This window comes from Chlorogloeopsis sp. ULAP02 (genome assembly GCF_038404745.2).
Lineage (GTDB): Bacteria > Cyanobacteriota > Cyanobacteriia > Cyanobacteriales > Nostocaceae > Chlorogloeopsis.
The window spans coordinates 25,224-38,252 of sequence record NZ_JAYKTT020000049.1 but is presented as its reverse complement, the minus strand read 5'-3'; the positions used below and the strand labels follow the sequence as shown (position 1 = coordinate 38,252).

Below are 13,029 nucleotides of genomic sequence, written 5' to 3'. Positions count from 1 at the left end.
TTTTTCACTAGGTGCTTAAAACCAATTTTTTTAGTCAGGATACGTGACATCAGGAGTCAATACTAGCCAACTGGATAATCTATAAATCGCCATTTGGTCTAGCTGTTTCTAGATAAAGTCTTGTTAGGTTAATTGCTAAGGCAATCAGCTTTGAGTACCTATGGCTACCAAAACACTGACCAAACCTAAGCAAAGACAAAATTCTCAAAATCGCTCATGGGAAAACCTGACAGATCGCCGCAAACTCCGCCATATTGAAAACACATTGGATAAAGCGATCGCATCCTCAATTCAGGATGATTCTATCCAGTCCCACGAAGACTTTAAAGCCTATGTAGAAAACTATAGCCAGGAATCGGGTAAAGCCCCCATCACAGTAGAACTCTGTGTAGGAGGTGGGGATGATGACGAGATTAGAGGCTATCGCTTCTACCTCACCAGCGATCCCAACCACAGAACCAGTGGTAAGTACCTCATTAAAAACCTCGAAGGAATTACCAGCAAAGATGAAAACTACTTCACCCCTTCTAACATTGCAGAAATTTGCGGTTTTGCTGAAACAGAACTAGACGATCTCGATGATGAATTAGAAGATGACCTACTCGATTTAGATGAAGAAAAAGATGATATAAACGACGAACTAGACGACCTATTAAATGATGATTTAAACACTAAACTAGACGACCTAGATGACTTAGATGAAGAAGACCAACCATCTGTTAGTCGTATTAGCGCAGCCCAAACTAAAACTCAAGCCAAAACTCAAGCCAAAACTTCAACTAAAACCCAAAGTAATTCTCAGCCTAAAACATCCTCTAAAACTCAGAACAGAGCTAATACCAATAAAACTGCTGCTAAAAACTCCAAATCCAGAGAGCCTCTAGACGAAGCTTCGCGTTTAAGTGCCACAGCTGCCACCAACGGACGAGAAGTAAATGGGGTGAATTTAGCAGGCTTAACAGGACAACTGGCATCTCTGGGAATTGCGGTAGGACAAGGTGTTTTGGAACAGTTAGCAGCCGAAGCTGATGAAAAGCGGCTTGAACGAATTCTCAAAGAACTGCAACGGCAAAATGACCGCGTAGATAACATAGCCAGTCGCTTGCAAGAAGCAAAGCCGGACTCATCAGAGCCTCAAAAGTCTCAAGATTTTCAAACTGTATCTGAAGAATCAACCGCAGACAATCCACTGGCTGTAGCTGCTACCAAAATCGGCTCAAAAGTAGACAATCTTGGTTCTAAACTAGACCCCAAATACCAATCACAACCATTTGAATTAGATAAGGATGCCAGCGTCAGCGAACAGCTTGACCAAATTGAAGCCTACCTGAAAGTTCTTTCTAAGCGACTTGACCGTTTAGAAATGGTAGTTAGCCGATTGGAAAAACAGATGGCAGCACCACAAAATAATTCTACTGCTGTCGAGTCAAAAACTGATGCAGATATTGTCCCACCTAACTCTGCTAATCAGCCACCAGCAGAGGTTGACATTTTAGAACATCTGACGAAACGCCAAGCACAGCAACAACAAGCTGCCTGTGCTGATGCTTTAGTGGGGTTTGCCAAAGTTGCTGGTGAATTATTTGACCAATCACCCCAAGCAGGTATCGCCATTTCCAGTAACAAAACTTTATGGGTAGAAGCACAGGACAAACAGGTAGCGATCGCCTTAGAAAATACCCAAGGTGAAACACTCTTTGCTGGTACTCGCACTCAGGGACAGTGGGCGATCGCACAAGACAATCTCACCTCTGATGAAAAGACGGGCATCTGCAAACTTCCACAGTCGAAAGAAGAATACGCCCTCAAAGCCAGTACCCAAGCATTAATTCAAAAATTTCAAGAACAACTACCTAACCGATTTAACAGCAACGATGAACCGACATTCACCTGGACTGAAAAGGGCAAAGTCAAATACGAGTTTGAAGTAGTAAAACTGCCCAATGGTACACGGCTACTTCAAGGATTTAACCCTAATCGTAACGATGAACAAGTGCTTGATGCCGTTTTAGTACCAGGGCAACCCCCGGAGATTTTGCAGTGCAGCATTCCCCTGCGTGAGATAGAAGCGCTACTGGACAATCAGCAATCAACTCGCTCTACCCAAGCCCAGACTGATAAAGATACTGCAAAACAACGCCAGAAACAAACTCAAAGAAAAGCCAGCAAACCAGAAATGCAAGTTTAATTCTACAAACGAGAAGAGAAAAATGAACAACACAAAATCTCACATTTCTAAGTTAAAACTGCTGTCATCTCGTAAATTTTCAACCAACTTGAGAAACCTGAAAATCAACCGCACTGACTTACTTTTCATTTTACTATGTCTTGCGATTGGAATTTATTTATTAGCTACCAAACCCATATTCGTCACTATTTTGGGATGTGCCACCATTGTTTTCTTGAGTATTGGGTACGTAATTCGGACAGTACCAATTCTAGAAAAGTATTTAGGTAGAAAAATTCGTTTCTGGCATATTGTTGCCGCCATTATAACTGTTACCGCTTTACTCGATACCTTTACAACTCCAGCCCAAGCTATTTTCTTAAGCGGGTTGGAAAGCTTCTTCAACAATCTAGCTCAACAAAGTTCCCAAGCAGGAGGCGGTTCCACTAGCACTCTGGATACAAACGTTGTTGGTTTGACATTCAACCTCATCCGAGGTGCATTCTTGCTGCTGGTTGCTGCTGCTTCTCTATTTGCCTATAACCAAGCACAGCAAGGTAACGACTGGCGACCAATTGTTACTCAAGTTGGTCTGGCGTTCTCCATCGTAATTGCCATTGATGTCATCACTTTCATATTTGTCGGTAATGGCACAGGAACAACAGCCATAAACTAAACCCAACTTGAATTTTATACCCACTAAATAAAAATTCAGAAGTCAGAAAATATTCGTCAGAATTCATCAGTGGGGGATGAGCGCGGAAAGTCGCAACGGCAGCCCCCGCAGTTGGTATCTGTTAACTACTAAGTAGCGTCACTTTCCTCTTAGACTCGCCACTATGAAACTTGACCACTCAATAAGCTGTCGCACATACAATTTGCACTTTTTGTCAACCGTAACCCTTGATATATCGAGAATGTTTTGGAAAAGTAAAGACGCGACAGCTTATGCAGATTTAGTGTAGTGTTTCACCATTCATCTACCACTCCTACATAATTCAGCATGACTTCTGACTCATGACTCCTGAATTATTTCTTGTTAAATAGGGCTGTCAAAGATGGCAGATTCATAACATATTGTTCAGAAAATTTGGGCGGTGTCAGTTATTGAGAAATTTTGGAAAAGCTGAAAAATCCTGCTAATAGTTCGTCAAAGCAACTTTGAGAGGTTTATGACAAGAAGAAAAATCTTATTCTCCCCTTTATCCCTTATCTTAACTTGTCACTTCTTGGTTGACTGACTACTAATGCAGCACCAGAGAATTACAAAAATATGGCACAAGACAATCGAGAATTCATCAAAGTCAATCGGATTCTAGGCAAGCAAGCCAGCATTGGGCCAATTCCGGCTGAACAGCTACTTCCTTGGATTGCCATCATTGTAGTTTGCTATGTTCTCACCAATGGTTTACTCAGTTTGGGTATGGGTTGGTTCTTTGCCACCTCATTCTGGCTAATTATCAGTTGGTGGATTCTCACAGGCAAACAGCCCCATCAGTTTTTAGATCGATGGCGTAATCCACCGGGAACAGAGTGGTGCAATAGTAACAGTATTTACATCTCACCAATTCCCGAATATCGACCCTGGTGGGTGCGTCGGCGTTATGCAGACTCGCAAGTGCAAATCCGATTCAAGCCGCTGATTGTACCGAATCAATATGGAGGCAAAAGTAAGCTCATGCCCTTCCAAAATGAGGTAAACATCTGCTGTATTGCAGAAATTAAGAAGGATGATCGTGAAGTAGCTGCCCTGTTATTGGATAAAGGCAACTCTCAGTATCAACTCGTGTTTGGGTTCCACATCGCTGGACTGCATGACATACTCCATGAAAATGAGGTCAGCGAATTTGCCCACTCTATCGAAGAGGGTTTGAAAGAACTACCCCCCGGTGAAAAAATTACCTTTTGTACAGGCTGTTATAGTGATGATACTGAGTCATATTCCCTACAGACAGGCTCTACCAAGGGAGTACCTCACAAACGCCAAACCCCGCTTACTGCCTTAGCAGACGATTGCCACTTGAAACCAGTTTCTGTGCTGCTTCGCAACGAGCAATTGCGGGTGGAACAACTCAAGGAAGCAGGTTCTCGCCAAATCTGGAACCAAATCGCCTTCTGTACTTGGACGAGCGATGATGAAGCTGGTTCACAGCACAAGGATTTTGTGGGTGGACTGATTGAAAAATGTAGAAAATTTGGCTCTTGGGCAGTTGAATTGATTACAGGGAACAAACGCATTTACCAAGAAGAGTTTTTCAAAAAGCTCTTACTGCAAGGGTTTCAGCAAGGATTCATTCAGTGGGAATTGCTGCTCAATACCAAAATTGGGTTAGAAGTAACACCTTGCAATGCTACAGATTTGTGGCAGTGGCTTTGGAATCGATTTAATGAGGGTGCGGCACCTCCTATTCCTCAAGTCATCACATTGAAGGAGACTGAGACGGGACTGGAGTTAACAGAAACCCTAACTACCGACAAACATATTTGTACATTACTAATTGAAGGACAACAGGGACGTTCTGCTTGTCCCGAACATCGGGGAGATCATGACCGAGTTTACCTCACAGGTAAAAGCAAGGTTTGTGGAGTCGTGGTCGTAACAGATCCCCCCGTCGGTTGGTCTAATGCCCAAGAGCAGCTAAAGTGGGTTTGGAAAATCCTTGCTTCCAGCTACGTCCACGATACAGAAGCTTGGATTGAAATCAGCCGCAGCAACGACTTCTTCATCCAAGACAACCTGGCGCGTCAGGCAAAACAATCCAAAACAGCCCGTACTTTAGCCATAACCAAAGGACAGGGACGCGACGTTGGAGCGGAAATCAAACAGGAGGAATCCTTTGAAGCCCAGCGACGACTTTATGAAGGGACAAAAGCGTTGCACTGTGCGCCTGTATTTCTAGTTTATCGTCACAGTGCCCAAGAGTTAACCCACGCTTGCAACTTATTGGCTAACAGTTTTGAGACTGCCAAAGTAATTCGAGAGCGTAATATTGCTTGGGAAATTTGGCTGCAAACCCTACCGATTACCTGCAAATGGTTGCTGCACGGAGGCAATCTCAGCGAACGCAGAATAACTTTAGATACTCATACTGTGGCTGGAATCATGCCCCTAACTGTCCCCAAAAACATCGATAAACAAGGTGTGGAATTCCTTACCAGTCGTGGTGGCAAGCCTATTTATGTTGACTTATTTCACCAGCAGATTGGACGCGCTCTAATTACAGGTACTTCCGGCTCAGGAAAGAGCGTTTTGGGATGGCGCTTTGCTCTAGAGGCATTAGCGAACAATATTCCCGTTGTTGGTATGGATATCTCTGCCAGTGGTAACAGCACTTTCAAAACGGCAATTGAGCTTTTAGGCGAGCAAGGAGCATATTACGATATTTCCAGTGGCAGCAGTAACCTACTGGAACCGCCAGATTTGCGACGGTTCGACAAGTCAGAACGGGAACGGCGCATGGAATCTTGGAAGGACTTTATTCGCAAAGCATTAACAGCGATCGCAATGGGTAAAGTCAAAAATCCTCATCTAGCTCAACGGGTTGATGCCTTGCTAGTCAAAGCTTTGGACGTATTTTTAAAAGACTCAGAAATTATTACTCGCTACAACCAAGCCTTTGAGATGGGGTGGCTTTCACCAGAATGGCAGCAGATACCCACGCTACCAGATTTCGTCAAGTTCTGCACTAGAGAGTGCCTTAATCTGAGATCCTTTGAAGAAATTGACCGACAGGCACTCAACCAAATCCAGAATCAGGTTAGTGCTTTACTCGCATCTAGATTGGGGAAAGCGATCGCTCGTCCCAGCACTTTTTCCCCATTACCGGCGATTAAATTCTTTGCCCTCAGTGGATTGAGTAACGAACAGGATGCTTACTTGATGGCAATTAACGCCCATAGTGCCTGTATCCGTAATGCACTATCCCATCCTAAAAGTTTGTTTATTGGCGATGAGCTTTCCGTATTGTTACGTAAAGATGGCTTTGCCCAGATTATAGGCGAAACCTGTGCCACGGGAAGGAAAGAAGGCATTGCTGTTCTGCTGTTGTCCCAAGACCCGGATACCATTTGCGAGTGTTCGACAGGCGCTCAAATTATGCAGAACATGACCTATCGGATTACTGGACGTATTACCAGTAGCGGTATTGCTTCTTTCCAACAGTATCTGAGCTATCCCGTCAATATTATCAGTCAGAATGCGACTGAAGCATTTTTGCCCCGTACCAGCGACCTTTATTCCTGTTGGCTAGTAGAAACAGGTGGTAGATTCTGGCGTACCCGCTTTTATCCTGGCGAAATGATGCTGGCCAGTGTTGCCAATAACCAGGATGAACGGGAAGCACGAGAACGGGTGATGGCTCAGTATCCAGATACCCCCAAAGGCAACCTGTTAGGACTAAGAGCGTTTACCGATGCTTACATTCCTGCTTTGAAGGAAAACAAAGGGTTTAAGCATATTGGTCAAGAGATAGATCAAACCGCAGCATTGCGCGATTGGGTACGCCCAGCCGTAAGTCCTGCGGACAAGCCCTACCAAAGCAGAGCATCTCTGCAAGGAAAAGGCGATCGCCAAGAGAGTAACGATGGCCAACAGGCTGAAAGTAGCCTGATTGCAAGTTGATATATCTAAAAACTGCATTAAGGAGGGTAAATCATGAAATCTAAACTTACCTTTATCAGATTGATGGCACTGATTCTAATTTTGGAACTTGGTTCTATCGCCAGTCCAGCCCTTGCTCGTACTCAAGACAACGGTCGAGATCCAGTAGCTGCTGCTGTTAGTAACAAAACTACTGGTAATAGTATTTTCACCTCAGACACAGCATCTCAAATCAATGATTTTGTGGGAGATGTCAAAAATTTCGCTCAAAATGACCTATTTAATCCTCTTGGCAATCTGCTTAATTCTGCCTTGGGTGCAATTCAAATTCCCGATTTAAACAAAGTTTTGGCAGGAATCATGAACGGTTCAGCCAACAACGACCCTGGCACCGTGCTGTCTGAAACTTTGGAGAACAAAACCAATGGTCAAAGCTCTTATGGTATCCGTGAAGACCTTGGTAAATATGCTACTAGAACAGTTGCCACAGAGATCGCTAATCAGGCTACTTTGAGCCAAACAGCCCAAAGTCAGATGGCTCAAATTAAGCAAGCTACTCAACAAGATACTCAAGAAAGCGTCAGCTTGGGTGAGGAATCCCAAAGTTTAGATGTTACCCAACAGATTTTGCAAAACCTATCCCAACAGACTGCCCTTACCAGTCGCGTCAACGAGCGGATGCTTATTGAAGCCCAGCAAGCACGCATTGACAGGGCATTAAGTAACACCTTAACCGCTCAAACAGCCAAGGAACTTTCAGCCATCAATACTGCCGATCGCCGTAAGAGTGTTGCCGCAGGTAATGCTGCCACTCAACAGGCGGGGTTATTGATCATGCCTGGTGGCATTACCCTTGGTTCTGACAAGCAGTAGCTACCAATTGGAATCTTAGAGCTAGTACCGCCGTGAAGTCAAAAGTCAAAAAGCTGATTAATCAACCTTTTTAGCTATTTACTAGCAAGTTTTAAGAGTACGGCTATGGTTGGTTTATTTATGTCGTGCTGTACTAGCTCTAAGTAATTAATTAGACATTGTAAATCAATTACAACTTACGCAAAACCTTCCATTTCTTCGTGTCTTCCCTTCTCTACGAGAGGCTGCGGCAATGGGATGATCCGCGAACTTATTCTTTATCCGTAAGTCCTGTCAATTTTAGCTGCGATCGCTAACGCTTTCGACACTCATGATCCACATTATTGCTCAATCATTTCCAGTAACAGGCGGAGAATCCGATGCCCTAGAAATTATCTCCAGTTCTTTAGAACTTTCTCGCGCCACAGTTGAGTCGTGGAATACCGTCTGGCTAGTTACTTTAGATCCGCTCGGTTCAGCATTATGGATTGGCTTGATTAAATTGGGCATCACCTTGGGAGCCGCCAGCATCTTATTTGTGGCGCTAACCACTGGCAAGGAAATCATTGAAAAACAATCATGGTCAGAACTGGCATCAATCTTTGTTTGGCCCATCGTGATTATGATTTTCTTGGGGGCTAACGGCAATATGCTGGCGAAGACAATTACTGTTATCCGAGGCTTCGCTTACAACCAAGTGCAAAGCGTTCTTCAGCTTCAAGTTGGTGAACTAACATTTCGAGATGCTATTACCAATGTGGCAATTAGCAGTATCGCTAGACAACAGCTAGAAAACCTCTATAGCGAATGTCAAGGAAAAGTCGGTACAGAGTTAGTTGAATGTTGGAACTCAAAGCAAGCCCAGGCACAGGCAATTGTTACCAAAGCTGAAGAGCAAGCAAAATCTCCACTCCAACCACTACGAGATTTTGGTAGTTTTCTCTGGAATAGAACTTTACCTGGTCAAATTGGTACTGCTGTTCAGTTTGCCAATGATCCAGGTAGTGTGTTTCGAGATACTGCCATCCCCATCATTCGCTTTATCCTCTATGCCCTGCAATGGGGCTTTGTAAATATTTTGGAAGCTGCTCTGTTGCTGACAGCATTATTTGCACCGATCGCAGTTGGTTTATCTTTACTGCCATTACAAGGTCGTCCTATTTGGGCGTGGCTGACAGGGTTTATTTCCTTGTTTGGTGTTCAACTTGGTTACAACATTTTAGTGGGTTTAGCAGCCGTTGTGCTGGTGAAATCTGGCGCTGAATTAGCATCTGATGTCGCATTTTTATGTTTCCTGAGCATCTTTGCACCAGTTTTGGCGGTATTGATAGCTGGAGGTGGGGGAATGGCGATTTATAACGGTATTTCTGCCAATGTCAAAGGCTTAATCGATATTTTTAGCAGTGCCATTGGAACTGCAACCAGTATTGCTTTACTCCGCAGGGGGTAATACCAATTTTGGATTTTGGATTTTAGATTAAAAACCTTTAACACAAGGCTGTTCGGTGGATTTTCAAACAATACTACTTATGCCAATTTGGTATGACTCTGCAAATTAAACGACTTCAAGCTCCATTGCTTCCAGAAGCCAAAAACCTCTTAGCTGTTTGCTTTATCTGCCTAACTGCATTTAACGGTTTGATATTTTTGTTGACTCTATTCACCGCTTTCAGGGTCAATAAAATTGTCGATCGCAAGACGACTTTTGCCCAGTTGGTAAATGGCCAGACAATCTACATTTCTGAGCAAGACCGTAACTGGCGTTATCCAGCTGTAATTCAAAAGGTAGTTAGTGACTGGACAACTCTAACATTTAACTGGGATGACAAACTCACTGGCACTAATCAACCAGACCAAGGCATTCAAGTTGGTAGAAATGGGCGCATTCCCACAAATACTTGGTTTGCTTCCCTGCTGCTAGAACCGGAATTTGCCAAAGCTTCTCTACCGAAGATTGCGGAATTAGTTCCTACTAGCTTCTTTTCAGGTCAGCTGCGTAGCACCACTATTATTTCCTATCTGTCAGAACCAAGAGCAGTACGACCTGGGGAATGGGAAATAGACATGATTGCTACCCGCATTTTAGTTGACCGCACTACTGGTAGAGATGAGCGTATTCCTTTTAACCGCACATTTACCGTCCAAGCAGTAGAGATTCCCCGATCTCCTTTAAGTAAAGATGCCCCCCTGGTAGAACAGAAAATTTATGAAGTGCGATCGTCTGGACTGCAAATTACCAAGATGGTTGAGTTCAATTCTCAGCAACGACGCTAAAGGAAAAGGGTAGAATTATGACCAATTCAAATCAAAACCATGAATTTGACTACCTAAACGAAAATTCTGCTGATTATTCGCCGGAATTTAACAGTACTAACGGCAATCATCGCTCTACCCAAGCCACTTTGGTCGCTGATGATGATATCAGCCCTGAAGAGGAGCAGTTGTTGGCAGGTTATAACCCTACCGCAAGTAACCTCATTTCCGAAGAATATCGCTTGAAACAAGATGCAGAAGGAGCGGTAGAGCGACCTTTAGCAGAAAAACCTAGTGTGCGACTAGGTTCGGTAGTTGGCTTAGTCGGAATGGTTATTGGCTCTGTAGCACTGCTCTGGTTTGGATTTCTCCAACCTAAACCTCCTGTCAAACAAGTAGTGCAAACTCCTACTCCATCTCCAACAGGCGAACCAGTTTTGGATGAATCTGCCGAACTTAAAAGCAGATTAGCGTTTCAAGACCAACGGCAACAACTTAAAGTAGAACCTGTTGCTGCTAAATCCCCAAATCCAACCTTACAAAATAAACCCAAACCAACGCCATCTCCTCAGACTTTTTCACCGCGCACAACTCCTGCATCACGCATAACACCAATAACTCCTGTCAGAATTTCTCAACCTGCGCCCCCAGTAGTGCGGTATATTTCTCCCAATCCTGTAAGTTATCAAGCTTCACCACCAATACGACAGCCTGAAAGTAATGTCGATCCTTTCCAGAAGTGGAACCAACTAGCTAGCTTGGGACAGTCGCAAATTGGTAACTCTAAAGTAGCTGAAACTCAGTCAGAAATTGTAGTTAACACTCAAACTCCCACAGCCTCGAAACCAACAGCTAGGGCATCCATTTCCACTCCCGAAGACCCTGGTATTCAAACAGTTTTAATTGGCTCCAAAAGCACTGACAGTAAAACTGATAACTTGACTCCAGGAATGGTAGGTATCTTAAATCGTACCCCTGTACCTCCAAATGTAGGGGAAACTAAAGAGGTAGCACTAGGTACATCTGCCCCAGGTAGAATTATCATGCCGATGATTTGGGATCAGGAAGGAAATAATAAGAGCGATCGCTTTGCTATTGAGTTAACCAAACCTCTCACAGCCACAGATGGCACGGTGGCACTCCCGGCTGGTACTGTTTTAGTAACGAAAACAGTGGCAGTAGGTAAAAAGAATAACTTGGTATCTGCTAGTGCGATCGCGCTTATTTACCCTGACTCCCAAGGCACAGTCAAACAGGAAACCATCCCAGCTGAGACTCTGTTAATTCGCGGTCGAAGACAGCAACCGTTAATTGCTAAAAAGCTGAATGATGTGGGGACAGATATTGCCCAACAAGATTTGTTAGTTGGATTACTCAGTAGTTTGGGTAAGGTAGGAAGCATAGTGAATCAGCCCCGCACTCAATCTAGCACTGTTGTTTCTAGTGGCACTTTTAACCAAAGTACTATTACTAGTAACTCTAATCCTCAGATTTGGGCGGCGGCCCTAGAAGGCTTTTTTAGTCCAGTCAGTGAACGTCTGTCTAGACGCTCTGACCAAGCAGTGCAGGAATTACTACAACGCCCAAATATCCAGTTTTTATCTGAAGGTACAGAAGTCTCCGTTGTCGTCAATAGTTTTTTAAAAGTTGAACGATGATACCAATTTAGTGCGGGTAGTCAGCAATTTAAAATTCGGCGTTGCATAAATGCGGGATGAATTGGCGGTTGAAACCATTGAAAATTCCTGACAAATTGGACGAAATCATCCCCTGATTCACCAATGCTTAAAATTCAAACAAATTGGAATCAATTCATATACAGCATCCTGGCTATTGAATAGATACAAACTGAACGTTCTACAACTTAATCTTTGAGATTACTAGAACAGCCTATAAGTCAAAACTTCTAGTTCAAAATTCTTTCATTGGTATGAAACTATTTGCCACTCTTATTATTACTAGCACTACAATACTATTTGGGGTGACGATACCTGTTGTACAGGCACAAGCACAAACTCCTGCATATCGCTTGATTGAACGGGATATGGCTGCAAACAACAGAATTCAGGTTCAAATTACTCCAGGACGTGCTACGCCTATTAGCTTCACTCAAACCGACGAGGTGATCGCCTACATTTTGGTAGCAGACCCTTCACGACTCGTCTACACCACAGATACGGATTTAAAAAGCGGACGCGCTACAACCATCTTTCTGAGGGCAATCCAACCGTTAAAGTTTCCAGGGGCTACCACTACTGCCATTACTAACTTACTTGTCCAAACTGTAGACCAAGCGGGACAAAAGCGACTCTATAACTTCGATATTGTCCCAGTGCGTAGAAACACTGGGTATGTAGGTATTCAGATTGCAAATGCGTTGATCGTACCCCCAAGGGGAAGCAAGCTACGCATAGCGGACGCACCAGAAGACGTTGCCGTTGGCGTTGGCGCAGCCTCTCGTACCCCTACGCTTAAGCAAGCTACGCATAGCGTCTCCAACAGGAGAAGAGAAGGCATCGCCCCCAGAACTGCACGTAGACGCAAAGTGGCTTCTGAAAGTAGCGCAATCGCTGGACAGCAGACACTATTGATAGATAAAAATCGCAGAGCTAGAGTAGATGATATTGAAACCGGGCTGAGAATTGCTATTAATCGGGGTTACACCAACAAAAGCGATCCAGTTGTTCTTAAAATGCAGCAAGTTTTATCTCTGTTGCGAAATAGCAGAGTAACAATCCCAGAAGCAGCTACATCTGTTGGTGTTCCAGTTGAGGTTATTTCTGAATTAGGAAGAATCGCCTTAAATGACCGTTTACTCAGACTAGGACAGCAACGCTCTTGGGGAGAATAGAAAGGAAGTCAACAACTCTAAAATAGTTGATATACTGCTGACGGGTAAAAACTGAACTTCTGTCATTCTGTTCAGTATGACAAATGGCAAAACCAGACATTTCTAATGCGTTTGCGATCGCACCAAGACAAGAAATTCAAGACGCAATAGATACTGTCGAACGTTTAGAACAAGCCCTTGATGCGATCGTTTAAGTACTGCCTAGAGTACGTTGTGGTAAATGAAATCGTTCATCATGGTGAGAATTGCCATTTTCACCATACTTTTACCAAAAATTGCTGATTCTGCTCTAGTTGCCTAACTCTA

8 protein-coding genes are annotated in these 13,029 nt (G+C 43.7%); all 8 read left to right on the top strand.

Going from position 1 to position 13,029, the window contains the following annotated elements; all coding sequences use genetic code 11:
* The first annotated feature begins 160 nt into the window (after positions 1-160).
* The 8 genes from U2718_RS17100 to U2718_RS17065 all read left to right on the top strand — a co-directional run bounded on the left by U2718_RS17100 (position 161) and on the right by U2718_RS17065 (position 12,723).
* Complete coding sequence (locus tag U2718_RS17100) at positions 161-2,188, top strand: hypothetical protein (protein WP_342001687.1); 2,028 nt, start codon at positions 161-163, stop codon at positions 2,186-2,188.
* 22 nt (positions 2,189-2,210) lie between these two features.
* Positions 2,211-2,843 (top strand): hypothetical protein, encoded by a 633-nt coding sequence (locus U2718_RS17095; protein ID WP_342001688.1) that lies wholly within the window; start codon positions 2,211-2,213, stop codon positions 2,841-2,843.
* 597 nt (positions 2,844-3,440) lie between these two features.
* The gene (locus U2718_RS17090; RefSeq protein ID WP_342001689.1) at positions 3,441-6,788 is read left to right on the top strand and encodes a hypothetical protein; all 3,348 of its coding nucleotides are present in this window, start codon (positions 3,441-3,443) and stop codon (positions 6,786-6,788) included.
* 33 nt (positions 6,789-6,821) lie between these two features.
* On the top strand, positions 6,822-7,640 hold the full coding sequence (locus tag U2718_RS17085; protein ID WP_342001691.1) for a hypothetical protein: 819 nt from the start codon (positions 6,822-6,824) through the stop codon (positions 7,638-7,640).
* A gap of 310 nt (positions 7,641-7,950) precedes the next feature.
* A complete protein-coding gene (locus tag U2718_RS17080) occupies positions 7,951-9,069 on the top strand; it encodes a hypothetical protein (protein WP_179075923.1) in 1,119 nt (372 codons plus the stop codon).
* Between the two features lie 92 nt (positions 9,070-9,161).
* Positions 9,162-9,893, top strand: a complete 732-nt coding sequence (locus U2718_RS17075) for a hypothetical protein (RefSeq protein ID WP_342001695.1) — start codon at positions 9,162-9,164, stop codon at positions 9,891-9,893.
* A 17-nt stretch (positions 9,894-9,910) separates the two neighbouring features.
* Positions 9,911-11,530: a hypothetical protein gene (locus U2718_RS17070; RefSeq protein ID WP_342001697.1), complete on the top strand. Its 1,620-nt coding sequence runs from the start codon at positions 9,911-9,913 to the stop codon at positions 11,528-11,530.
* Between the two features lie 272 nt (positions 11,531-11,802).
* Positions 11,803-12,723 (top strand): hypothetical protein, encoded by a 921-nt coding sequence (locus U2718_RS17065; RefSeq protein WP_342001699.1) that lies wholly within the window; start codon positions 11,803-11,805, stop codon positions 12,721-12,723.
* Positions 12,724-13,029: the final 306 nt, after the last annotated feature.

Bases quoted from the DNA above. Each gene is read 5' to 3' on its own strand.
- U2718_RS17070 (WP_342001697.1), top strand. From the start codon at position 9,911: ATGACCAATTCAAATCAAAACCATGAATTTGACTACCTAAACGAAAAT.
- U2718_RS17095 (WP_342001688.1), top strand. From the start codon at position 2,211: ATGAACAACACAAAATCTCACATTTCTAAGTTAAAACTGCTGTCATCT.
- U2718_RS17065 (WP_342001699.1), top strand. From the start codon at position 11,803: ATGAAACTATTTGCCACTCTTATTATTACTAGCACTACAATACTATTT.
- U2718_RS17090 (WP_342001689.1), top strand. From the start codon at position 3,441: ATGGCACAAGACAATCGAGAATTCATCAAAGTCAATCGGATTCTAGGC.
- U2718_RS17075 (WP_342001695.1), top strand. From the start codon at position 9,162: ATGACTCTGCAAATTAAACGACTTCAAGCTCCATTGCTTCCAGAAGCC.
- U2718_RS17080 (WP_179075923.1), top strand. From the start codon at position 7,951: ATGATCCACATTATTGCTCAATCATTTCCAGTAACAGGCGGAGAATCC.
- U2718_RS17085 (WP_342001691.1), top strand. From the start codon at position 6,822: ATGAAATCTAAACTTACCTTTATCAGATTGATGGCACTGATTCTAATT.
- U2718_RS17100 (WP_342001687.1), top strand. From the start codon at position 161: ATGGCTACCAAAACACTGACCAAACCTAAGCAAAGACAAAATTCTCAA.